The 24,336-nt window shown below is 59.7% G+C and carries 20 protein-coding genes; 7 read left to right on the top strand and 13 right to left on the bottom strand.

Going from position 1 to position 24,336, the window contains the following annotated elements:
• Positions 1 to 20: 20 nt before the first annotated feature.
• The 8 genes from M0D65_RS26395 to ectB all read right to left on the bottom strand — a co-directional run bounded on the left by M0D65_RS26395 (position 21) and on the right by ectB (position 9,070).
• Entirely contained in the window at positions 21 to 1,385 is a 1,365-nt protein-coding gene (locus M0D65_RS26395; RefSeq protein WP_266255211.1) for an MFS transporter, read from the bottom strand.
• A 65-nt stretch (positions 1,386 to 1,450) separates the two neighbouring features.
• Entirely contained in the window at positions 1,451 to 2,857 is a 1,407-nt protein-coding gene (locus M0D65_RS26400; protein WP_266255212.1) for an amidase, read from the bottom strand.
• A 25-nt stretch (positions 2,858 to 2,882) separates the two neighbouring features.
• On the bottom strand, positions 2,883 to 3,347 hold the full coding sequence (locus M0D65_RS26405; protein WP_266255213.1) for an N-acetyltransferase: 465 nt from the start codon (positions 3,345 to 3,347) through the stop codon (positions 2,883 to 2,885).
• Between the two features lie 96 nt (positions 3,348 to 3,443).
• A complete protein-coding gene (locus M0D65_RS26410; RefSeq protein ID WP_266255214.1) occupies positions 3,444 to 4,457 on the bottom strand; it encodes a TauD/TfdA family dioxygenase in 1,014 nt (337 codons plus the stop codon).
• Between the two features lie 8 nt (positions 4,458 to 4,465).
• A complete protein-coding gene (locus M0D65_RS26415) occupies positions 4,466 to 5,542 on the bottom strand; it encodes a ThiF family adenylyltransferase (RefSeq protein WP_266255215.1) in 1,077 nt (358 codons plus the stop codon).
• 58 nt (positions 5,543 to 5,600) lie between these two features.
• Positions 5,601 to 7,007: a glutathionylspermidine synthase family protein gene (locus tag M0D65_RS26420; RefSeq protein WP_266255216.1), complete on the bottom strand. Its 1,407-nt coding sequence runs from the start codon at positions 7,005 to 7,007 to the stop codon at positions 5,601 to 5,603.
• A gap of 1 nt (position 7,008) precedes the next feature.
• Entirely contained in the window at positions 7,009 to 7,746 is a 738-nt protein-coding gene (locus M0D65_RS26425) for a hypothetical protein (RefSeq protein WP_266255217.1), read from the bottom strand.
• A 7-nt stretch (positions 7,747 to 7,753) separates the two neighbouring features.
• Positions 7,754 to 9,070 (bottom strand): diaminobutyrate--2-oxoglutarate transaminase, encoded by a 1,317-nt coding sequence (gene ectB / locus M0D65_RS26430; protein WP_266255218.1) that lies wholly within the window; start codon positions 9,068 to 9,070, stop codon positions 7,754 to 7,756.
• 487 nt (positions 9,071 to 9,557) lie between these two features.
• On the opposite strand from ectB, the gene M0D65_RS26435 reads away from it, so the two are divergent.
• From M0D65_RS26435 to M0D65_RS26460, 6 genes are all read left to right on the top strand, one after another.
• Complete coding sequence (locus M0D65_RS26435) at positions 9,558 to 10,283, top strand: TenA family transcriptional regulator (RefSeq protein WP_266255219.1); 726 nt, start codon at positions 9,558 to 9,560, stop codon at positions 10,281 to 10,283.
• Positions 10,284 to 10,349: 66 nt separating this feature from the next.
• On the top strand, positions 10,350 to 11,522 hold the full coding sequence (locus M0D65_RS26440; protein ID WP_266255220.1) for a CapA family protein: 1,173 nt from the start codon (positions 10,350 to 10,352) through the stop codon (positions 11,520 to 11,522).
• An 85-nt stretch (positions 11,523 to 11,607) separates the two neighbouring features.
• Entirely contained in the window at positions 11,608 to 12,804 is a 1,197-nt protein-coding gene (locus M0D65_RS26445) for an acetyl-CoA carboxylase biotin carboxylase subunit family protein (protein ID WP_266255221.1), read from the top strand.
• Positions 12,805 to 12,894: 90 nt separating this feature from the next.
• Positions 12,895 to 13,092, top strand: coding sequence for a hypothetical protein (locus M0D65_RS26450; RefSeq protein ID WP_266255222.1), 198 nt, complete (start codon positions 12,895 to 12,897; stop codon positions 13,090 to 13,092).
• Between the two features lie 46 nt (positions 13,093 to 13,138).
• A complete protein-coding gene (locus tag M0D65_RS26455) occupies positions 13,139 to 13,924 on the top strand; it encodes an aldolase (RefSeq protein WP_266255223.1) in 786 nt (261 codons plus the stop codon).
• 112 nt (positions 13,925 to 14,036) lie between these two features.
• Positions 14,037 to 15,203 carry an ATP-grasp domain-containing protein gene (locus tag M0D65_RS26460; RefSeq protein ID WP_266255224.1) on the top strand — a complete coding sequence of 389 codons (1,167 nt, stop codon included), beginning with the start codon at positions 14,037 to 14,039 and terminating at the stop codon, positions 15,201 to 15,203.
• Between the two features lie 30 nt (positions 15,204 to 15,233).
• Here M0D65_RS26460 and M0D65_RS26465 read toward each other — a convergent pair whose 3' ends face one another.
• The gene (locus M0D65_RS26465; protein WP_266255225.1) at positions 15,234 to 17,615 is read right to left on the bottom strand and encodes a DNA polymerase II; all 2,382 of its coding nucleotides are present in this window, start codon (positions 17,613 to 17,615) and stop codon (positions 15,234 to 15,236) included.
• Positions 17,616 to 17,719: 104 nt separating this feature from the next.
• Here M0D65_RS26465 and M0D65_RS26470 point away from each other — a divergent pair, with 104 nt between their 5' ends.
• Positions 17,720 to 18,661: an alpha/beta fold hydrolase gene (locus M0D65_RS26470; protein ID WP_266255226.1), complete on the top strand. Its 942-nt coding sequence runs from the start codon at positions 17,720 to 17,722 to the stop codon at positions 18,659 to 18,661.
• A 6-nt stretch (positions 18,662 to 18,667) separates the two neighbouring features.
• Here M0D65_RS26470 and M0D65_RS26475 read toward each other — a convergent pair whose 3' ends face one another.
• The 4 genes from M0D65_RS26475 to M0D65_RS26490 form a co-directional block, all read right to left on the bottom strand.
• On the bottom strand, positions 18,668 to 19,987 hold the full coding sequence (locus M0D65_RS26475; RefSeq protein ID WP_266255227.1) for a co-chaperone YbbN: 1,320 nt from the start codon (positions 19,985 to 19,987) through the stop codon (positions 18,668 to 18,670).
• Between the two features lie 184 nt (positions 19,988 to 20,171).
• Positions 20,172 to 22,508 carry a TonB-dependent receptor gene (locus tag M0D65_RS26480; protein ID WP_266255228.1) on the bottom strand — a complete coding sequence of 779 codons (2,337 nt, stop codon included), beginning with the start codon at positions 22,506 to 22,508 and terminating at the stop codon, positions 20,172 to 20,174.
• Positions 22,509 to 22,641: 133 nt separating this feature from the next.
• On the bottom strand, positions 22,642 to 23,628 hold the full coding sequence (locus M0D65_RS26485; RefSeq protein WP_266255229.1) for a FecR family protein: 987 nt from the start codon (positions 23,626 to 23,628) through the stop codon (positions 22,642 to 22,644).
• Positions 23,629 to 23,670: 42 nt separating this feature from the next.
• Positions 23,671 to 24,225 carry an RNA polymerase sigma factor gene (locus M0D65_RS26490; protein ID WP_091018021.1) on the bottom strand — a complete coding sequence of 185 codons (555 nt, stop codon included), beginning with the start codon at positions 24,223 to 24,225 and terminating at the stop codon, positions 23,671 to 23,673.
• Between the last annotated feature and the right edge of the window lie 111 nt (positions 24,226 to 24,336).

The raw sequence follows: 24,336 nt of genomic DNA on the forward strand, positions 1-24,336 counted from the left end.
GCGCGTTCTGCTGGCTGTGTTCAGCACACCGCACGGGTACTGCGGCGAGACAGGTACCAGACGATCAGCACGATCGACGCAGTGAGCGCTGCGGATATTGCTGCCGCAATACGCATTCCCTGAGCGATTTGATGCATGTCCGCGACGAAAGCGCCGAAAATGGCCACGCCGATCGCCGAGCCCACCTGTCCTGTCGCCCTCGATACACCCGATGCAATTCCGGAGTATTGCTTGTCGACCGTCGACATGAAAACCGATGTCGACATCGGCGAGCCGAGACCGCCGCCAAAGCCGATCAGGAGCAACTGCGGAGCGATCAACAGGTACGAATAGTCCGTGCTGGCAAACGCCACACCGGCAAATCCGACGAGGCGAATCGCGGCACCTGCAAACATCAGGCTCATCGGATCGATTTTGTGCGCGAGTCTCGCTGAAGCCATGTTGCCCGCCATGACGAATAGCGATAGTGGCAACAGTGCGATACCTGTTTGCAATGGCGTATAGCCCGCGACTCGCTGGAAGTAAAGACTCAACACGAAGAGCATGCCGAAGAAGGCCGCCGATCCCGACAGGAAGATGTAGCAGATCCACGAGAAAACAGGATTGGTAAACAGGAACAGCGGCAACATCGGCGAGCGCGTTTTGCGTTCGATGACGACGAACGAAAGTGCCGACAGCGCAGCTACGGCGAATGCGCCAACGACCCAGATCGTGTTGTACCCATACTGTGCGCCTTCGATCAGCGCCGCCGTCAATAGAATCATCGCGGTGGCTGCGCTGAGCTGCCCCGGCAAGTCGAGGCGCCGGCCACCGTGGTCGCCGACGTCGCTGTCCGTTCTTAGCGTCAACCAGATACCGACCAGGCCGATCGGAACGTTGACGAGAAAGATACTGCGCCAGTCGAAGACGGCGAGCAGGACGCCGCCTGCCAGGGGGCCGAGCACCAGTGCAGCGCCTCCCCAACTGGCCCATGAAGCGATCGCTTTTGCGCGCTCCTTGCTGTCGGGGTACGCGTGCGTCAGGAGCGAAAGTGAACAGGGGACAAGGAGCGATGCACCGACGCCCTGAAGAATCCGCCCCGTAATCAGCAGGGGTAACGTCGGCGCGCAGCCGCTGAGCAAGGAGGAGACGGTAAAGATTGCGAGGCCGAGGATGTAGACCTTGCGTGCACCGAACATATCGCCGAGTGCGCCACCTGAGAGCAACAGGCTTGCGAATACAACCACATACGCGTTGACGATCCACTGCAGTCCGCTGATATCGGTTCCCAGACCTTGTGAAATCTTCGCCAGTGCCACGTTGACGATCGACGTGTCCAGAATCACGACCACGTAACTGATGCTCGTGGCAAACAGGGTCATGCGCTGGTGGTTTGTCAGGTTCATTGAGTAGTCGCTCGGACGAAGTTAATGAAGGACGGGGGTGGCACGGGATGCCTGGACATGCACCGTTAGAGCGGGGGTATTCGGGTATGCCAGGCGGTGACGCGTTGATATTCGATCGCGATTTCCAGCGCGGTAGTGTCGTGGTGGCCGTTACAGATAATCTGCAGACCGGTTGGAAATCCCTCCTTCGTCAGGCCGGTCGGAACGGAGACGGCACAGAGATCGAGGAAGTTGACGAAGCGGGTAAACGTATTGGGCGGATCGGCACGAGCGGCGTCCGACACCAGCGGCGGAAGGTTTTGGGTGGTCGGTGAGAGCAGTGCATCGACGCGTGCCAGCACCGCCGCACATTCCTGCTGCAACTGTGGTCGTGCGGCCAGCGTCGCTGTGTAGTCTTCACGTGAGTATTGCGCGGCGTGCAGCAGACGCTGCCTCACTGCGGAGTCCAGTTTTGACGCTGGATCTCGCGCCAGTTCGCCATACAGTTCGTATGCCTCGCGAAACGTGATCGCGCTCGTCCGGACCCGGTATTCCTGCAGCGGCCGCGGCAATGCAAGTGGCACGAGTGTGGCGCCTTGCGATGCGAAGACCTCGAGTGCCGCGTGATAACCGGCGAGCACATTGCTGTCGACACCCGCGAGCTCGCCGGCGCTCAGCATGCCGAGTCGATATCCTCGCAAGCCGTCACGGCGAACCTCCCGCGCCGCATGACCGGCCCAGCCGGGCTGCGCGTTGGGCGTGGACGCCGCGGTGGATACGCGAGGATCGTGGGTTAGCGCATGGAATAGATAGGCGAGCTCTTCCGCGGTACGACAGATCGGACCGATCACATCGAGCGTAGGACTGAGCGGCACGACGCCGTTCATGCTGAAGTGCCCCTGTGTCGGCTTCATGCCCACAACGCCGCACCAGGCCGCGGGTATGCGTGCGGACCCGCCTGTATCGGTGCCGAGCGCCCATGGAGCGATGCGGGCGGCGACTGCCACGGCGGCACCGCTGCTCGAACCGCCGGGTGCGTAATGCGCGTGCATCTGCCAGGGGTTCCACGGCGTACCGAAGGTCTCGTTCAGACCCATGGCGCCGAGACCGAACTCGACCATCCGGGTTTTGCCGATCACGATCGCGCCGCAGGCCCGCAGACGGTCGACAACCTGCGCTGAGCGGGATGCGATGCGATTCCGAAAGTGCGCAGAGCCTGCTGTCGTCGGTTTTCCTTCGATGTCGATCGAGTCCTTCAGCACAATCGGGACGCCGTGCAACGGACCGGGTGCCGAACCGGTTTCGATGGAGCGCTGCGCAACGATGGCTGCGGCTCGTGCCTCGTCGGCATACAGCGCACTCAATGCGTTGAGCCGGGGCGACAACCGGGCTGCCCGGTCAAGAAACGCATCGACGGTGTCGACCGGCGACAATTCCCCAAGGGCGATCAGACGCGCAAGCCGATGCGCGGGAATCGAGGTGAGTTCTGTCATGGCGGGAGCAGTCGCGCGGAGCCAGTTAGCATCCGGCCTCGAGCACTTTGACCATATAAATGCGGGCTGTCCCTTCGGGCTCACAGGGAATTTCGCCGAAGATCCGATAACCGTGCTTCAGATAAAACTCTGGGGCCTGAAACGTGATCGTGAAAAGGACCGCCCGGCTGCAGCCACGCCGCTTCGCTTCCGCTTCCGCCTCTTTCAACATGGCTGTGCCGATACCGCCTTTGCGAAGATTTTCCGGCACATAGACAAGGTTGATGAAAAAAAGACCGAGCGACGTTCGTCCGACCAGGCCACCCACGACTTCTTTCGTCACCGGGTCGGTAATCAGGACGTCGAGAACCCTGTTATCTGCCTGGTTCGTAATCGAATCGTTATATTCGTCGAGTTTGCGACTAATGAAGTCGCGTGCCTCCGGTTGCTCGACGTCTGTCAAACGGATCTCGATATCCGGATTGGATAATTCTGGCTTTTCTCTAGTCATGAACGAAGAGCAATATCATGGCAAAAAATGCTTCTCGGATAATGACCGGTCCGCACCTCTGCCGGGCGCGGTACCGTTATGTCGGGGTAAAAAGGGCTAAGGCTGTTCGAGCGTGGTTTGCTCGAGCCAGATTCTCTCATACTCTACGCCGCGCTCCAGCAAGGGCGCCACGACAGGCCTGCCGTCAGGCACCTTGAGCCAAAGGCGCAGCATATGCCTCTTGTGTTCCGGGGAATTTTCAAAAGGTGAGCGGGCATGAAGAAGGGCGAAATTATTACAAAGCAGGATGTCGCCGGGATTTAGAAGAAACTCAATTTTTATCTCTTCACGTTCTGCGATCTCGAGAAAAAGCAGTAGTGCCTCATTCAGATCGTCCGGTAATGTCGTATTCAATCGGGTGGCGGCGGCGGACATATATGCCTTAAGGCACATACAGCTTGCCTTGTCGTCGACCTGCGAAAAGACCGGAATCTTGTAGGGTGTGACGGGCCGCTTGCCGTCGGCCCCTTCAGCGGTGGCGTAGTAGTAGCCTTCATAGAGTGCCGGGAGCAGGTCCGGGCGCTCAGCCAGGATCCGGTTGTGGACCGCGAGGCCGCTGGCCAGACGGGTTACGCCGCCTCGCTCTGCCCGCTCGACACACATCAGTCCCATCAATTCGAACGCGTCCGAATGAAAGCCCAGTTCGCGCGACGACAGATAACCGCGATTTTTAGGGTTGTCCTCGACCCGAACATGACCCAGCCGGTCGCCGGCCGCACTTTGCACGGCGGCCGTTCCGAGTTGCGTGCCGATACCCCAGAAAATCCGTTCAAACTGTTCGGCGGTGAATTGCTCCTGAGTCACACCGCTAATGACGATCGCGCCACGCCCATCCATCAGCGCGTGCTGGACGTCGCGATAAAGCGTCACGAGCGCCGGGTGAAGAAAATCCTCTCGAGTGGTCGACTGCGGCCGTTGAGATTTCGTTTGCGCGAGCACGGCTTTCAGTGCGTCTATTTCATCGGGCGCGAGGCTATAGCGCAGGGTCTCGAAACCGCCGAGCGTCCTGCTGGTCCATGCGGCAGGATCGTCCACGGGTGCTTGCTTGAGCGACGGAGTGGCGTGGTTCATCGTCACGTTTATCGGGTAGGTTGGCAGATCTTGCAATCTGCATGGGCCGGTTTTTCCTGAATGCTCACCGCAAGTGTCGCGAAGTCGATCACGATCAGCTTGCCGGCTGAGGCCATGGGCCTGCCCAGCAAATGACGAATGATGTCGGACGCCATGAAGCCGCCGACGGTCATCGCCGAATAGCTGGAAGCGGACGTCGCGGGAATCAGGTCGTGTTCTTCGCGGTAGCGCCGCACCTGGTAATGTTCGGGACTATTCTGCGCAGCCCACAACTCATCGCACTGGAAGCAGCCGGTCGAACCGGGAACCTTGGACCAGAGCAGCCCCTTGCCCGCCGAGACACTGTTGAACACGGCCGGTATGCCGGCCGTGAAACAGGCGTCGCTGATCCAGCGGTCTGCCGCGATGGTCGGTCGGTCGATCGCGGCGACGACGATGTCGGGAGCGAAATCGGCAAGCGCGTTTTTGACGTCACCCGGGCCGTTCAAGCGGCGCGCCACGGTGTTGACGATCACCTCCGGGTTTGCCGCGGCGATACGGGCGCGCAGCGCTTCGACCTTTTGTGAACCTACGTCGGCCACGGTGTACGCCTGCCGGTTCAGATTCGACAGTTCAACCGTGTCGAAGTCGATGACGGAGATTTTTCCGCAGCCCGCCATGGCGAGTGCGAGCGAAGTGAGGCTGCCGAGTCCACCCGCGCCCAACATGAGGACATGACCGTCAAATAGTCGTTGCTGCAGGCTGCCTGGTGTTTCATCGCCGCTCGCCGTCGCTGCGAATCCGTTCAGGTTGCGCGAATAGCGTTCCTGCTGAGCCTGCGTCAGTTCACCATTCGAATACGCTGTCGCGTCGGCGAGAACATTGGAAGTCGCGAGCGACTCGAAGAACCCGGCGAGTTCGGCCGCAGCTACCGGGTGCCCTGTGCCGTCCAACGAGGCGGCGATTTCCTGGAGGGTGTGCTCCCCGGTGCAACGCGCAAGCGCCGCGCCTCTCCAGCCGTTGTGATCGTCGAAGATCAGACTGGGATCGGATTGACGTGTGCCGCGGTGTACGGCGAGCCGTTGCTCGTCGAGCGGCACGACCACGACGGTAGGTTGCAGGCGCGGCCGGCTTTGTGCATTCAGTGTCGATGACATGTTTCGGTTACTCCTGATAGGTAGCGACTGGAAGCAGAATGCCGCGCTTGCCGACGTTCATGATCGGGTCGAGGCTCGCACGGGCCTGGAATCCCGCGAAGCGTCCGCCGTACACATACACGTCGACGCCGGAGCACATCTGCTGGATTTCTCCGCTAATCGGGTGGGGTGCGGCGATCTGCGCTGCCTGTATGTATTGCTGGATCACATGCGGGCCGCCGCGCAACGCGAGTGCCAGCGCGGCCTCCCACGCGTTCTGGTCGACGGTGTGACCAATAAGCACGCCTTCGCCGCGTGTCGCATTGGTCGGTTTGAGGATCAACGTCTTACGATTTCGGATCGCGTAGGACAGCAGATCGGTGGTTTCGCCGTTGATACCGGTGCTCAAGGTCTCCGAACGCAGAAGCCGGGTCCACGGAATGTGTTTCGCGCACAGCTCGCGCTCCTGTGCGGAAAACAGATGTCCGTATTGCGGATCGCTCAGCAAGGCCAGAATCGCCTTGTCGGCAAGCGGCCACTGGCAGATCAGCGGGTTAAGGAACGTGACCTCGCCGTCGGCGGTGGCCTGCAGGTAATCTTCGACCTGCGGATCGTCGATCAGATCGCGCAAATCGAGCTTGTTATACGCAAGATCGATTGCGCGTCCCCGCGCATCGACGAGACGGCCGTTGCTGCGTTTGAGTTCTGCTGCATCGACGGTCCAGGCTTCCACACCGAGACGGTTCAACCCCGACACCATACGCTCGACTTCGTTGGTGAAGCGGCCCTTGAACGTCACCACCGCCGCGCTCTGGGCTGCGTTGCCAGTACGCTCGAGGTGTGCGGCAAGCAGTTCCTTCAGAAAACTATCGGGGTCGCGAACGAACGGCTGGCTGTCCGCGGAAAGATCGAGACCTTCGATGAGCGGGTTGTCTGCCTTCGCCCATATCTGGCCAGCGAGACCGTTCTGGATCACACCACCGGGGCAGTCGGTGTTGGTCTCGAGAACCTGATAGCGACCGTCCGGTGCGAACAATCCGTCGAGGCGGCAAATCCTCACGAGCGGCGTCATATTGGGCAGCGCGACGGTATACCGCTCCATGTTTCGATACGCGGGGAACAGGTCTCTTACATGCGGTTCACTGCAATACAGCCGCGCCACCGTGTCGAACACCTTGACGAAACGTTCTGCCGTGTCGGCGAGACTGTCCGACAGCTTTTGCGCGATGGGAAGCGGACGCAGGGAAACCGGATAGGGTTTGCCTTCAAAATTCAGGCCGGCGTCCCATACCGATTGCGACAACCGCGCCTGGGCAGCCGCTACCTCGCGGCGCTCGTCCGCAGTAAGCCGCGCGAGTCGATCCTTCAGAATCGTGTGATCGAGGCCGAGATCGTCCGTGTCCTGAGCCGGGTCGTACAAGTTGACGGTACTCACATCAAGTCTCCTTCTTGGATTGGTTCGAACATTCTGGGTTGCCGTCGACGGACACCATCAACGTCAAGAGATCTGCGCTTCCCTGAGAGCGTGTCTGCAGGCCGACCCAGTAGAGCGGCCCGAGCGCGAACTGTCTGGAGTCGAGCAGAATCACATCGAGCGGATCCGACAGCGGCAGACTCTCCACCCGGGTACCGGTTCTGGAAAGGATGTCGATGTCTCCGATGACGATGCCGTTGCGCCTGATCAGTACGACGCCGAGCACCGCATCCCGCGGGCGCCTGGCCCGGTCGAACAGCATCGTTTCGACATCGACGCAGCTGTCCTGGATGCGTACCAACTGCGCGTCCACTCGCACCGCTGCCTGCCTGTCATGTTCCGGAATGGCTTCTACGCACAGTGCAATGAGCTCAATGAAGTACAGGTTGTCCAGTAACGCGTGCGCAGGACCGTCGCCCTGCAGGCTGTCGAGGTAGCCGGACGGTGCGGCTTCACGACTCTTCTCGCATGCCGGTAGTGCTGCTGTGCGCAGCGAAAATGCAAACCGCTTTCTGTCGATGCGCAGCGGGCGATTGGGCGCAGCGTGAACGCGCCATGCCTGCCGGAAACTGCGCCATGTCTGTGCATCGAAGTGCTCGCCCAGGGGTCTCACTTTGTAACGCGCCCGATGTTCGGGCGTGAGTTTCGGATGAACCGTCCTGTCATGGCCGGTTTCGACTTTGGCTATGAACATTTTCATGTCGCTCTCAGCGCAATCGCCGTACGGCCTGGCGTAACCGGTCGAGACCGGTCGCGAGACATGTTTCGGTAATCGTGAGGGGCGGCATGACTTTGACGACTTCGTCTTCCGCACCGCAGAGTTCGACGATCAGGCCAATGCCGAATGCAATGCGCGACACTTCGGCTGCATGTTTTGGATCGCGGAATACGAGTCCTTGCAGAAGACCACGCCCGCGGACCTCGATGACGTGCTCGGGCGCCTCCAGCCGGATTGATTCCAGTACCTGACGAATGTGTTGTTCGTGTCGTGCGAGCGACGGTTGAAATTCCCGGTTGCGCCAGTAGGACAGCGCCGCTGTGGCGCCGACGAAGGCGAGGTTGTTGCCGCGGAACGTCGCGTTGTGTTCACCGGGTTCCCATTTGTCGAGGTGCGGTTTGATCAGCACGAGTGACATTGGCATGCCGAATCCGGAGATGGATTTGGATAGGCAAACCAGATCCGGTTCGATACCCGCGGCCTCGAAACTGAAGAAGGATCCCGTACGTCCGCAGCCAGTCTGAATGTCGTCGACGATCAATAGCGTGTCGTGTGCTTTCGCGAGATCGGCGAGGCGTTTCAGCCACAGGTTCGATGCCACGTTAAGGCCACCTTCGGCCTGGACGGTCTCGAGGATGATGGCGGCGGGGCGGTCATTGCCTGAGCCTGTGCGGAAAAGCATGCTCTCGATGATCTGGATCGAATCCACACCATCGTCGAGAAAGCCCTCGAACGGCATGCGGATGACGCCGTCAAGCGGTGTGCCCGCCGAACTGCGTTTCCACGAGCGAGCCGATACGCCCAATGCGCCTAACGACATCCCGTGAAAAGCGTTCGAGAACGCGACGATGCTACGCCGCCCGGTCACCTTTCTTGCCAGTTTGAGCGCCGCCTCGACTGCGTTGGTCCCGGCCGGCCCCGAAAACTGCACCTTGTACTCGTAGCCGCGAGGCTCGAGGATCTCGCGCTGAAACTGCAGCAGGAACTCCCGCTTGGCGGGTGTGTAGAGATCGAGCGACTGAACAATCGCGTCCGTGCCCAGATAGTCCAGCAACGCGTTCTTGATGACAGGATTGTTGTGGCCGTAGTTGAGCGAACCTGCGCCGCAGAAGAAGTCGATGTACTCGTTATCTTCGTCGTCGATCAGATACGAATCGCGAGCCCGGGAAAATACCGCAGGAAACCGGCGGCAATAGCTGCGTACGTTGGATTCGAAACGGCGAAAAGCGTGGTGTGCCGGATTGAGTCCGGGTTCGTTAACCGGAGTTGAATGGGGTTGCGTGATGCTATCAATAGCATTATCCATACCTGCATTGCCTCGCTTTGCATTGACTGAAGTTGTACATAATCGACAGGCAAATAAATAGCCGATTAATTGCATTTAATAAAATGCAATTAATGGAGGTGGCCGATTGTGGTGCCCGATAATGCTTATGATCTGTGTCTATTTAAACCATATCATTTTAAGTGTGTCAACGGGGTGACAGCTTCAAATCAAAATTTCTTGCGAAAGAATGGATCGACTGTGACAATGAGTCAAGATTTAATTTTGGAAAAGATAGCGATGGATCATTTCGTATTTATTCTGCATGATGCGCGGGCAATACGATGCGAATGGCATATTCTTCATGCGAAATGGATGGATCATTGATTTTGAACATCATTGAGTATGTTTTGCAGTGCAATGTTTGAAAATGAAAGAATTTGTTACTGCGGCTAATCTTTGAATTCGCGTTTGCGACAATTAACGCTGTGCTCGGGGCATGGGAGCAGCAATCATCTTCGGAGTGAACATGAGAGTTTACGCGGCAAATTTTGACGAAGCTTCCGTTGAAAAATCGTCAATGTCACCTTATATGAAGCAGCAAGCAATTGATTTTTCAAAGAAAATTCTAGACCATCCGTTTCTCGTCAGTTGCCGGGAAGGAAATGTTCCATTCCGTGCATTGATGCACTTTCTTGTGCAGCACGGTAAATATTCGGCTTATTTCACGCGATATCTGTGCGCACTGATTTCCCAGCTCAAAAATGGAGCCGATGTCCTGAAACTCGCGGAAAATCTTGCCGAGGAGCTTGGATTCGGGCATGACGACGTCAATGTTCCGCATTCGCAGATTTATACCGATTTGTTGACCCGGTTTGATATATCTATAGCGGAACATGCAGCCTTCCCGGAAACCGAGAGTCAGATTCAAACGGTGTTCATGTTGTGCCGCCAACCCGAAGGAATTGCCGGGTTGGGTGCGCTTTGTCTTGGGGCGGAAGCCATTGTTCCATCGCTATATTCGGCAATCATCGAGGGATTCCGGCATCACGACGTATCGGAGGAAGATCTTGATTTTTTCAGAATTCATATTGAATGCGACGATGGCCACGCCGAGACCATGTACCGGATTCTTGGTGATCTGACAGCTAATTCACCGGAGAAAGAGCTGTGCGCGATCCAGTCGGCCGAAATCGCAATCAACGCGAGGCTCAGGGTTTACGACGCTATTCTCCGGTTTTCGAACGTCACCTGACCTGCATTAAGACCCATTGCCCCGAGACTCATTAATCTTCCGTCAATCTTCGGATGTGTATCGACCATGACTTCTAGCAGGATAAGTATTGCGGCGGCGGGCGACGTGCTGATCAACCGCCCGGCACCGGAATCTGCGTTGCACAGTCTGGCGCCACTGCTGCGCCATGCCGACATATCGACATGCAATCTCGAAGGGGTGCTGGGCAGCGATGTCGATCCGTTGCCGGGCAGGGGCGGCATCGCTATCGCACCGGTGGAGAATGTCGCGGGTCTCACGATGTTCGACGTCGTTTCGCTCGCAAACAATCACTCGCTCGACGCCGGCCATCCGGGTCTCTTTAGCACGCTGAAGGCGTTGGACAGCATCGGCGTACGCTCGGTCGGAGCGGGTCGCTCGCGCCATGAAGCGTGGGCGCCACGGGTGATGGCGTGCCGCGAAACGACGGTCGCGTTCATAGCGGCTTCAGCCATCCTGCGCGTGGGATACGAGGCTGGAGCAAACAGTCCGGGAATTGCGGCACTACGCTCGACGGATTTCTACGCGTCGCAATTTCCCGGGGCGATCGTGCCCGGCGCACCTCCGCGTATCCACACTGAAGTCAACGAAGAGGACTGGCGCCGGCTTGAACAGGCGGTCCGCGATGCGCGCGAGCAGGCTGAATGGGTCGTGGCGAACCTGCATTGGGGCGACCATACCGCGCCGTTCCGGCTGACACAGCTCGAACGGCAAACCGCGCGGCGGTTGGGCGAACTTGGCGTCGACGCGGTCGTCGGTCATCACCATCATGCGTTGCGGGGGATCGAGTTCATCGGCGAGATGCCGGTTCTGTACGGGCTCGGTCATCTCGTGTTCGACCAATTGGGGTACGCGGACAAATTCAGGCGGGAGCATGCCGATTGCGCGGGATGGAGTGACGAAGCAATGGAAGCACGCTTCGGCCGTTACGCGCATTTTCCGCGTCGATCGGGATTTCTGTTTGACGAAACCTCACGATGGACCGCTGTGGCGCGCATCGATCTGTCGCGCGGGCAAGGCGCCAGTGTGTCGCTCGTACCGTTGCGCCTCAACGAGGATTACGTGCCGGAGATCGTGACGCGAGGTAGCGATGCCTGGCACGGTTTTCTGTCTTTCATTGCGCAATGCCAGAGCGCTGCCCAGTCGACTGCTCGAATCGAGGATCAGGGTCTCGAGGTCGAAGGGCTTCCCGCGCTCGCGGTCGTGCGCGGCGACGGATAAACCGGCAGTTGCGATACATGTGTGTCGTTTTCCGGTGTGACGTATTGCGTGTTTTGCTTAATCCCCTCAACGTCGGAGTTTCCCAATGTCAATACTTTGCCTGGCTCGAACGATCAAGTTCGACTACGCAAACTGGTTTTCCGATTCGAGTGAGAGCTTGCTGGCCATCTCATCCGTACAACTGCCGGCGCAGGATCGTTACCGGATCGTCAAGCGAGTCGCCGATCTCGATGCAGGCGGTGTGGTGGAGCTAGCCGCCATCGAGCTTGCGCAAAGCGAGTCCCTGTCACGTATCGTCGCTCACTCTGAATATGATCTTCTGCGGGCCGCGCGCCTGCGGGAATTTCTGCACATACCGGGCCAGAGTGTCGAGAGCGCGAATGCGTACCGGGACAAGGTCGTGATGAAGGAGTACATGGTACGGGCCGGAATTCCCGTGGCTGCGTTTCAACGTTGCGTATCGCCAGTCGATCTGTTTGACTTCGCCGGCAAGCACGGTTTTCCTCTGGTGATCAAGCCGGTCGACAGCAGCGGGTCACACAATGTGTCGGTCGTGCACGATCTCGCGGAACTCCGCCAGGCCGCGGCCGGAGAAGCGCTTAACGCGAGGCCTGGATCGCAGATGATCGAATCGTTTGTGCCAGGCAGCATGTATCACGTCAACGGACTGGTTTCCACGCTGGGCGAGGACTTTTTTGCGCCGTGCGCGTATATCAACGGCGCGTTGGACTATCAGACGGGCGGCCTGTTTGGTAGTCGCACGATCGATCCGCAGACACCGCTAGCGAGTCGCCTCATTGCTTTTACACAGCAGGTATTGAAGGCACTTCCGCCCACCGATCCGCTGGCATTCCACGCGGAGATATTTCACACGTCCGATGATCGATTGCTGCTGTGTGAGGTTGCTGCACGCACGGCGGGTTCGCTCACGATCGAATTGATCGAACGCAGCTACGGGATCAACCTGCATCGTGCCTGGGCGCGGGCGCAGGCTGGCCTGCCGCCGCAGACTGAACGTATCCATGCACCTGGCGTCTTCGCTGCATCCTTACGGGTCCCGGCGCGGGATAAGCGTTTGCTTCGGCTACCTCTGGTGATGCCTTTCCCCTGGGTGTCGACCGTTTGCCTGACGGGTAGCGAAGGGCAATGCCATGAAAGGGCCACGACGTACACGGATGACGTGCTGAGTGCAGTCGTGGTAGCGAATAGCGACGGGCAGTTGATGGATCGGGTCGGAGAGTTCTCCGACTGGCTCCGCGCAAATGTCGTCTGGCAGTCTTGATGGAAACCGCGCGCGACGCGCACAGGGTTCAGCGATTCGGCAACGCCGGGTTGGGTGAGAACTTCATGGCGAACAGGTGGAGGAAATGCAATGACTTCTGGAACTGCGTCGCGAAGTGCGACTGGGCAAAACCGCGAAAGCGGACAACCGGACACCGAGCGCGCGTCGAGTGACAGTGGGCGCAGGTCCGACCCGTGGCACAGCGAGGTGACGGTGCCGCACGCAGGTTATGGCGATGCGGAGGGATCGGCAACCAGCACCGACACATCGTTCGGCGCGATCTACTAACGCGCCGCGTTTGCCGCACAACCCCGTTGGCCCAGCGAGGCAATACATGACAAATGGACTGAGCGCGTCGAAGGCCGGTCTGGTGGAACGAGCCCACGCGGAAATGAAAGCCGCGATAGCCGATTCGCATCTCGATGTGCGACAAAAACTCGCACTGACTTGCCGCATTCTGTTCGACCACGGTCACGATTCGGGCCTGGCAGGGCAGATTACCTTTCGCTCGGCACCCGGAAGGTTCTATACGCAGGCACTTGGGTTGGGGTTCGACGAGATCACGCCCGATAACCTGCTTGAGGTCGACGAAGATCTCCGCGTGCAATCCGGCTCGGGAATGGCGAATCCGGCTAACCGGTTTCATACGTGGATTTATCGGGCGCGTCCCGACGTGAATTGCGTCATTCACACGCATCCATTGCATGTGGCCGCCCTGTCGATGATCGGTCAACCGCTTGTGATTTCGCAAATGGACCTGTGCCCGCTGTATGACAACTGCGCTTACTTGTCCGAATGGCCGGGTATTCCCGTCGGCAACGAGGAGGGGGAAATCATCTCGCGCGCGCTTGGCAACAAGAAAACGATCCTGCTGGCGCATCACGGCCAGCTGGTGGCGGGTCGATCGATCGAGGAGGCGTGTGTACTCGCGGTGCTGATCGAACGGGCGGCCAGGCTCCAGTTGCTTGCGGCAAGCGCGGGCGAGATTCAGGCGATCCCGGCGGACCTCGCACTTGAAGCACGCGACTGGATTACCACCGACAAGCGCTTTTCCGCATCTTTTGCGTATTACTGCAGGCAGTCGTTGAAAAGGCACCACGACCTCGATGTGCGGGCGTGACGAACAACATCGGAGCAAACCGGTTAGCTTTAGTGAGGCGGAGATGAAAAGCAGGCACGTTCTAGTCATTGGAGTCATGCGGCAATGTCACGACCGGCTAATGGCGGCGGGCGTGAGTGTCTCACTTCTGATCGGCAGGTCACGCGCGCTGACGAGCGATCTTGGAAAGAAGTATCGGCACATCCTGATTCACGACGACGATGCGGACGATGCCTCGCTGATCGCGCTGGCGAAGGGATTGCATACGGCGGATTCGCTCGACTTTGTGACATCGTTTGTCGACCGCACGCAGGTGCTGGCGAATCGTATCGCCGCGGAGCTTGACTTGCCGGTCGTCATCGAGTCGAAGCTCGTGGAGCTCACGCGCGACAAGTGGGCGACGCGCCGGTTGCTGGAACAGCACGCACTATGCTATTGCCGATTCAGCGTCGCGTCGACGAAAGATGAGCTTGCCCGGGCGATCGACTCGGTCGGCTTGCCGTGCATTGTCAAACCAGTCGCGGGCGAGGGTAGCCGCAATGTGCGCAAGCTTCGCAGCGTCGAGGACGTAGCGACTTTTATCGCGGCGCTCGAGGGTCCGGCGCTTGATGGCAAGCTGTTGGTCGAGCAGTTTCTGGAGGGCGACGAATATAGCGTCGAGGCGATTTCCATAGCGGGAGAACATCATGTCGTCGCAATTACCCGCAAATACAAGGACGATCACAACTTCGTCGAATACGGGCACGTGGTGCCAGCGCCGCTCGGCGAGAACAGCCGTGAAGCCATCGAGCAATACGTCCGCAAGGTACTGACTGCGCTCGGTTTTTATAACAGTCCTTCACACTCGGAGGTCATCGTGACCGCCGAGGGGCCGCGTCTCGTGGAAACGCACACGCGAATTGGTGGGGACAGGATCGGCGATCTCGTTCAACAGGTCACGGGGGTGGATCTGTACGACCTCTACGCGAGGCAGATGGCGCACCTTCCGATGGAGAACCTGGTGAGTCAAACGCCGCAAGCGAAAGCAGCTGCGGTCTGGTATCTGCTCGAGCGATCGCTCGAACAGCAAATCGTCGCCGAAGTGCGTGGCGTAGACGAGGCCGAGCGCTGTCCGGATGTGCGCCAGGTGGGTGTTCTGAAAAAGCCCGGTGCGCGGGGTGGAGAGATCAACGCCAGTGCGGATCGCTCGGCGTTCGTCATAGCCGTAGGAGACGATGCGGAGCATGCCGTCGCCGCAGCGCGCAATGCCGCGGCGAAGATACGGCTGTTCTACCGGTTCGATAGCGGGGATACCGATTAGTCGCGGGCGCCCCAGCGCTCGCGCCACACCTCAAAACAACTGCCGCTGCCCCGAGATCAAAGTCGTAAAATCGTCGCGCAACATCGGCAGGATCGCATCGGCCACCGGCTGCAATTGCCGCGTGAGGTAGTGATCGTAGTCGATCGCCGAGCGCAGCGTTTCCAGCGGCTCCGGTCCCGCGACTGTCATCACATAGCTGACCCAGCCGCCGTTCTGGTATTGCAGGGGCCGCCCTTGCCGGCGATTGAATTCGTCGGCGACGCGCGCCGCGCGCACATGGGGCGGTACGTTGCGCTCGTATTCCTCAAGGGTCCTGCGCAGGCGTTTCCGGTACACCAGTTGATCGTCGAGCTTGCCCGCGAGCGTATCGCGCACGTAGTCGCGCACATAGTCCTGATACGGCTGCCGCGTGAAAATGCGCCGGTACAACTCCTGCTGGAACTGTTGTGCAAGTGGCGTCCAGTCGGTGCGCACCGTTTCGAGCCCCTTGTAGACGATGTCCTCGCTGCCGTCCGGCAAAACAACGAGCCCGGCATAGCGTTTCTTGCTGCCGTCCTCGGCACCGCGAACGGTCGGCATGAAAAAGCGCCGGTAATGCCGCTCGAATTGCAGCTCCAGTGCACTTTCAATGCCGAAGCGTAGCGGCAGATTCTGGCGCCACCAGGCATTAATATGCTCGACCAGCGCGCGCCCGATGCGGCTCGCGTCTTCCTCTCCATGCGCATGCTTGAGCCATACGAACGTGGAATCCGTATCGCCGTAAATCACTTCGTAGCCTTCGCCCTGAATCAGCTCGCGCGTGGTGTGCATGATTTCATGGCCGCGCATCGTGATCGACGAGGCAAGACGCGGGTCGAAGAAGCGACAACCGGTCGACCCCAGTACGCCGTAAAAGGCGTTCATGATGATCTTCAGTGCCTGCGAAAGCGGCGCGTTGTGTTCGCGTTTAGCCGCCTCGCGTCCTTGCCACACCTGGCTGACGATCGCCGGCAAGCAATGGTGCGTGCGCGAAAAGCGCGCGCCGAGAAAGCCGGGTATGGATGCTTCGTCAGTGGGGTTCAGCGTGCCTTCTACCAGACCTACCGGGTCGACGAGGAAGGTACGGATGATCGACGGATAGAGGCTCTTGTAGTCGAGCACCAGCACCGAATCGTAGAGACCCGGTCGGGAATCCATCACGAAGCCGCCCGGGCTTGCCGCGCCGGCCACATCGCCGAGATTCGGTGCGACATAGCCTTGCCGGTGCATGCGCGGCATATACAGATGCGTGAACGCCGCTACCGAGCCGCCGCTGCGATCCGCGGGTAAGCCGGTAACGGTGGCGCGCTCCAGCAGAAACGACATCAACTCGGTCTTCGCAAAAATGCGCGTAACCAGTTCGCAATCTTTCAGGTTGTAGCGGGCGAGCGCGGGCTTGTCTTCATCGAAGCGCCGCTGTATTTCATCCATGCGTTGATACGGATTATCGATCGCCTTGCCTTCGCCCAATACCGTGCGAGACACATATTCGAGGCTGAACGACGGGAAACTCCACGTCGCGGATCGCAGTGCCTCGATGCCGTCGATAATCAGCCGCCCCGCAGCGCCGGCAAAGAAATGGTTCTGCTTGAGACCGTGCTCGCGCCATTCCATCACCGAACCGCCGCGACCGAGCCGCAACGGCACGCGATACTGTTCGGCGTGCTGTTGCAGCACGCGTAAATCGAACTGCACGAGATTCCAGCCGATGATCGCATCGGGATCGTGCCGCTCGATCCACAGGTTCAGTTTTTCGAGCATCTGCGCACGGGTTTCGCAGTATTCGAGGTCGAAATCGCGTTCGCCTGCGTCGCCGTTAGGAGGTCCCAGCATATACACCTGGCGTTGCCCACAACCTTCCAGCGCGATCGAATAGAGCTCGGTCTGCGCGCTGGTTTCGATATCGAGCGACACGAGCTTCAACGAAGGACGATAACCGCTGGCCGGTTTTAGTTCGCCGTTCAGCAGCGAACCGTCGCGCTGCACATCGCCGCTGAAGTGCACGGGAGCAGTGATGAACCGCTCCATCATGTAGCGTTCGGGCGGAAAGATATCGGCTTCGTAGACGTCGACACCGCCTTGCCGCAGGCGTTTCTCGAAGCTAGTGAGTTGCCGGTACTGCGGGCAGTAAAGACCCATGACCGGCCGATGATGGAAGTCGCGCAGATCGAGTGGCCGTAGATCGAGCGGTGCCTCGCGGCGCAGAATGGTTTCGGCGCGTTCGCGATGTCCAGCGGGAATGAATGCCACCGAGGGTTGGTGACGCAGGAGGATGTGGCGGGGCCCGCTGTCCGTTGCCAGCCAGAAATCGACTTCCGTACCGGCCGGTGTGTCGCGCCAATGCCGGGTCAAAATGAAACCCTGTTCAAGCTCGGTCAAACTACCACCTCTCATGCGGGCGCCATCGCCATGCGCGATTTTACCGTCATGCGCACCTGGCTGCGACGCTGCTGCTGCCGTGGTAATTTGATTGCCTCGCGCGCAAGAGGATTACCACTGTGAAAGCTCGAATTCTGTTGGGAACGGTTGCTGCGTTGATGGTTGCTCACACCGCGCAGGCTGCCATGCTGGAGTCGACGTCGGCTACGACTTCCTATCATCGCGTGATGGTCGACGGCACTTCGATCTTCTATCGCGAGGCGGGCCCGAAGAACGCACCGACAATCGTGCTGTTACACGGCTATCCGTCCTTGTCGCGCGAATTCGACACGCTGATTCCGTTGCTGGCAACCCGCTATCACCTCGTAGCACCCGATTTCCCCGGCTTTGGTCAAAGCGATGCGCCGCCGCCATCGTCGTACACCTACACGTTCGATCATCTCGCACAAACCACTAACCATCTGCTCGAGAAACTGGGTATCGACAGATACAGCCTTTATCTGCACGACTATGGCGGCCCGGTCGGTTTCCGGATCATGCTCGCGCATCCGGAGCGTGTGCAGGCGCTCGTGATCCAGAATGCCAACGCTTATCGCGAAGGGCTAGGCGTCAAATGGACGGGAATTGCGCAGTATTGGGCCGATCCCAAGGCGCACCCTGAAGTGCTCGATACGTTCATGTCGCCGGCGGCAAACGAACAGCGCCATACCGCCGGCACGTCGCATCCCGAACGCTACAACCCGGACACCTGGACCGATGAGGACGCCCACCTGTCCAGAGCCGGTCAACGCGACATCCAGGGGGCGCTGCTATACGACTATCAGACGAATGTCGCTGCATATCCGGCATGGCAGTCGTGGTTGCGCGAGCACAAGCCACCGACCCTCGTGGTGTGGGGACGTAACGATCCCTCGTTCATTGCTGCCGGGGGAGAGGCCTTCGGGCGCGATCTACCTGCTGCCGAGATTCATCTGCTGGATGCGGGTCATTTCGCGCTCGACGAGCAGGTCGACGAGATTGCTTCCTTGATGCAGGTCTTTCTGAAAAAACATCTCGACTGATCTGATCTAGTGCAACACGACGGTTTTCGGCGCACGGTCGAAGCGGCTCACCATGAGTTCGCAAACAGTGGAATAAAGCTCTGCCGCAAGCGAGTCCCTATGGCTTTTCCAGATCTCGAGGCGCACGGAGGTTGTCGGGTCCGCGGTAGATTGGGTCGCTTCCAGTTTGTCGATCAGCGTGCGTACCTGATGACGCCATCGGTTGACGGTTTCGATATCGTCGTCGGGAGGTTTGAGTCCGCATTGTCGCTCGACTTCGCGTAACGCCGCGTCCCCCATCATCCTCGTGTTGCGCTCGTCTTCGTCGGTCCAGAACCTGGGCTGCTCGCGTGCATAGGTTAGCGACAGAACCATCTGCAGCAACATGTCGAGGTCCAGTCGTGCGAGCGGACGGGCGACGTGTTCCATCTGTTCGATGAAGATCTGTTGCAGATCCAGCGGTGTCGCCGTGTCTTCCGACTGACGCAGGCTGTGAACATCCGCGAGTGCAATCGCATCGCGTGCCAACTCTAGCCAGGCCCGGTCATCGACCCGCGTGCCGATGAGTTCGCGAGCATGCAACACGGCGAGCCGCGCGAAGATCTCGCGGGCGTTGCCTTCCGGCGCGTATCGGACGAGTCCCCAGCGGCGATCGTGCAGCAGTCCATGCGTGACCGCCGGTGCGACACTGCTCAGGTCTGCTCCCAGAGGGATCGCCTCGATCAGCGCGATCGTGCGCGCACGTGCATAGGCAGCCCCTTCAGTCGCACAGGTCAGACGCCAGAGCGTATCGATCATGTCACCGAGCACGCCCGGTACGCCCACCTCGTCGACGAAGTGTCCGGTATCGCCGGCAGCACAGCGGGAGGGCGGATGCTCGGCACTGAAAACCGTGTCGCGCAGGCGCTTGAGACAGATCTTTTTGCGTGCTGCCTGACCCTGGAAGGCAAGCGCCGACGATGCGCAGAGTTCGTCGGCCCGCGCAGCGTTCCACGGCATGTCGGATCCAAAGCGATCCTCGATCAGTACCTGCACGCGTGCAACGGACGGTGCAACGAGCGCGGTGTGTAGATCGCCCTTGTCGAAGAACAGCACGGTTGGAATACGGTGGATGTCGAAGCGTTTAACAATCGCTTCATGTTCGTCGACGTTCACCCTGACAATTTTCAGGCGGCTCGTATGGTGTCGCGCAACCTGGTCGAGTAACGGATCGATCGCACCGCACGGCTCCGACCATGGTGCCCAGAAGTACAGCAGCACCGGCGACGTCGTGTGCGCGACGTCGATCTCGAACTTCGCGTCGGTGGTATCCAGAACCTGAGTGGTCATGCCTGCCTTTAATTCCATGGAAACGCTCCTGCGCGTAATGCAGATCGAATAACGCGATAGATGCGCGCGATATTCCGGAGTCCGTTGTTATTAAAGACGAACGAGGCAGGGAAGAGAACCAGTGGAATCAGCAGAAAGAAGATTCGCGATCATGAAGCTGGTAATACAGCCATCATGACCGGCATGCTGTTACGCGAATGCGTTAGAAGTCGTACGTGCCGCTCAGAAAGAACAGGCGACCGGATTGTTGTTCGAGCCGTTGGTCCGCGTAGTCGTCATACAGCGCGCGGTTGAAGATGTTCTTCGCGCTAAGCGTCGCCGACCAGCGTTTGGCGTGGTAATAGACGCTCACGTCGGTGCGTGTCTGACCGGCTTGCCGGTACAGGTTTCCAGTAGCATCGATCGCGTTGTAATGAGTGCGGGCCCACACCCCGATCCCTGCGCCCCAGCCATGCAGGAACGCATTCTGGAAGTCATAGGTCGTCCACAGGCTTGCTACGTGAGCCGGCAGTTGTCCGACTTCGCCGTTGGGCGCCTGCGCATTGCTATACGTATAGCTCGCGATGACATTCCAGCCAGGCAGCAGACGGCCCGTGATGTCGAATTCGACGCCGCGATAGGCGATATCCGGGACGACTGCATAGAAGTTCGGGTGATTGAAGTCGTCTTGTACCGCGTGGGATTCCTTGCTGCGAAACAGTGCAACGGTCCCCGTCAGATGATCGTCGAGCAGACTGAACTTCATACCGGTATCGATCGAATGACCGATTCTGGGCTGCGGGACGCTTCCGTTGAAAGTGGGAAACGTGTACTGCGGCAGGAAGCTGTGCGTGGTGTTCGCAAAGATGGCCAGACTATCGGTCAACTGGTACGCAATGCCGATGCTCGGGGACCAGTTAGTCACGCGTGCGGAGGGAATGCCTGGGGCATCGTGGGTGGTCCAGACCTGGCTACGCCCGAGATTAACCAGCACGTGGAGCGGTCCCCACGTCATCTGATCCTGCACGTATAGCGTCGTGAGGGAATCTCGCTGTGACGGAATCTTGTTGACGCTCGTTATCGCGACCGGTGGTAACGGCGGCACCGGAATGGGTACGGTCACCGACGTCCCGCTGCCGAGCGTCTGGGCATACCGGTCCGACGACCACGCGAAACCGCCCAGCAGCGTATGCGTGATCGGCCCGGTGCGAGTCTTGAACTGCAGGTTGTTGTCGACGCTGATCTGATCCTGCTGTATCTGGTTGGTTTGCGGCAGAAAGGTGGTCCCGCTGGGGGACGGTAACGCCGTGATGAGGTACTCCCGCGAGTCCTGGCTCGACGCGTCGTAGCGCGCCTTGCTGTGAAACGTCAGCGAACTCGTGAGCTTGCGCGTGTAGTCGTAGTACACCGCCGTGTCGTTGATCAGGTAGCGGTCATCCGGGCGACCAAGCGGGGACGACAGGTTCATCGGACCGGTTGGCAGCAGCAGCGAATTCGGCGCAAACGGTTCCCGGTCCGAGTTTTGTTGCAGTCCCACCACCAGCGTGGTCTGCGCATCGTGCCAGCCGATCGACGGCGCGACATAGAAATTGCGCTTGCCGTCGTAGCCGATGGAATCCTGGCCGGCACGCTCGCCGGACATCACGAATCGATAGGTCAGCTTTTTATCGTCGGTGATCGCACCGGCCAGGTCGAGCGAGGTCAACCAGTCGCCGTACGAACCGGCCTGCACGGTAAGGCGCTGCACGGGGTCGGCCTGTGGGCGTTTCGTGACGATATTGACGAGTCCCCCCGCGTCCATGCTCCCCGCAAGAATCGAGTCCGCACCCTTGAGCACCTCGACGCGAGATATGGCGACGGGGGGCAGCGACAACGGAATGTCGGACTGGCTCAACGCGACCGGCAATCCGTCTAGCAGCACGGGCGCGGCGTATCCGCGGATGTAAGGCAAACCCTGTGCGCTGTAGCTCCCGACCCGATCGATCGTGATGCTGCTGATATTGCGCAGCACGTCCCGCACCGATTGATCCTGCTGGCTTGCGAGGGTGTCCTGCGTGACGACGGCGATGGACTGCGGGATCTGGATGATCGGTGTGTCGGTGCGCGTTGCCAGGGAGCTTGATTGCGCGGCAAAGCCGAGGTCGTTCATCGCGTTCGTGCCATTGACCATCACCGGCGGCAGGACGGTGACGACATCGCTCGGGCGGAGCGGCAATGCTGCGGCCTGAGCGGGCGGCCCGTGAATGATGTAGGTCTTCTCGTCGCGCTGCTGCACGGTGAGCTGGGTGCCTTCAAGCAACCGGTGCAGCGCTTCGGAGACGGTCAGCTTGCCCGACAGCGCGGGCGCGTTGTGATTGGCGGTGAGTTCCGATGGCGCGAGGATATTGACCGCGCCTTCGCGGGCCAGTTGCGAGAGCGAGAGCGACAACGCCTGGGCCGGCAGCGCGATGATCGTTTGCGCATGAACAGCGAGGCTTGCCAGGCCGAGCGCGCCCAGCATACCCGCGAGCGTTGCCAGCCGATATTGCACAAGGGCCTTGCTTGTCCAGCTCGTTCTCATTCAAGGTCCAGGCGATCTACGTTGCATGCGGCAGGCACGATAAAAGTGTCAGGCGGCCGGGCGCGCGACAGATGACGGGATAACATCGGGTGTCCTGCGATGACGAACTTTGCTTTCCGGTTGCCGCTGCAGGCTAGTGGCGCGATGCAATGACGGCTGTGCCATCCGGCTTCATGGTAACTGTCACCGGCGCCACGGAGGGCAGTGTCTTGAGCAGTTGTTCCGGATCGGCGATCGAGAAGCCGCCGCTCACGCGAAACTTGCCCGCCTTGTTGTCGGCCAGCACGATCGGCTTGGGCCGATAGCGCTGCAGATCCCCGATGACATCGACGATGCTCGTATTGTCGAAATCGAGCCGCTGGTCTTTCCAGCTCAGCATCGCGTTGACCGCCTGTGGTCCGTCGACCGCCACCATCGTCGCACCGTCGGTGCGCAGCGCCTGGTTGGCGGTGAGCAGGGCGGGTGGTGTGTCGGCGGATGGCGTCACCGATACGCGGCCTTCAAGTACCGCGACGCTCACGCCGGTTGGCAGCAGACGCACGCTGAACTGCGTACCGACGTCGCGGATATCGGCGGTGCCGGCGTACACGTGGAACGGCCGCACGCTGCTATGCACGACGGAGAACATGGCTTCGCCTTTCTCCAGCGTCAGCTCGCGCGAATGCAGCCGGTTGACGAAGCGCACCGCGGTATCGGTGTTGAGCAGGACGCGGCTGCCGTCATCGAGATCGAAGGCGAGTTGCTGACCGACCGCGGATGAAGTGGTCTGGTGCGACAGCACCGGATTGATGACCCACGTGGCGGCCGCCACCATGGCGCAGCAGGCCATGGCAATGCCGGGCCACAAGCGCGACAGACCCGGTGCACGCGCGATCGTGGCGGCAGCAACCGGCACGCGACTTTCGATGTGACGCGGATAGCGATTGCGCAAGGTCCCGACGTTGATTTCGAGCGCCCGATTGGCGGCTTCGAGACCGGCGACATGCGCCAGACGTTCGGAATCCCCGCCGGTCCATGTGTCGAGGGCGGTTTGCGCTGACTTTTGCTGTGCGATGTCGCCGAACTTCGCGGAGGCGAACAGATCGTCGGCGGCGTCGCGTTCGGACTGACTCAGCGGCATGGGCCTGACGATTCCCAAGGTACGAGCGTGGCTGGCCGCGTGCTAACCGAGCACGACACGGCACTCGCGCAATGCTTGCACAAGGTATTTGCGGATGACCGTAGGGCTGATGCCCATTTCATCGGCGGCTTCTTCATAAGTCATGTGATGCAGTTTGCACAGGACAAAGGCTTCCCGGCAACGGGGTGGTAAGGCGTCGATGATATCGCATAGCTGGTCGACTGCCTGGCGACCCGCGAGCGAACGCTCGGGCGTCACCTCCGAGCACGCCAGCCGGTCGATATCGTCTTCGACCTCGTCGACCGATTGCCACGACACGCGCGCGAAGCGGCGGCCACCGTCGATCTGCAGATTGCGGGCGATACCGAACAGCAAACCGCGCGGCGAGTGTACCTCGTGACTTTGCGCGTAGCGCAGTGCCCGCTCAAACGATGATTGCGCGACATCGGCCGCATTATCCGTATCCAGCTCGCGTGTCAGCACCCGTTTTAACTCGTGATAGCCGCTGACCAGTTCATCGAAAAGCCCCTTAGCCAAGTTAACTCCAGGCGAGTGCGACGAAGCGCGAGTTTGTAGAAAGGAAGGGCGGTTTGACATGCTGCCTCGTATCACCGCTTTAATTACGACGTCCTGCCGAATGTTACTAACTTTTACCCGGCCAGATTTGTAGTGTCAAGCAGCGACCAGACAGGACTGTACACGTGCGTG

Origin of the sequence: Paraburkholderia sp. CHISQ3, assembly GCF_030464945.1 — a bacterium.
Taxonomy (GTDB): Bacteria; Pseudomonadota; Gammaproteobacteria; order Burkholderiales; family Burkholderiaceae; genus Paraburkholderia; species Paraburkholderia megapolitana.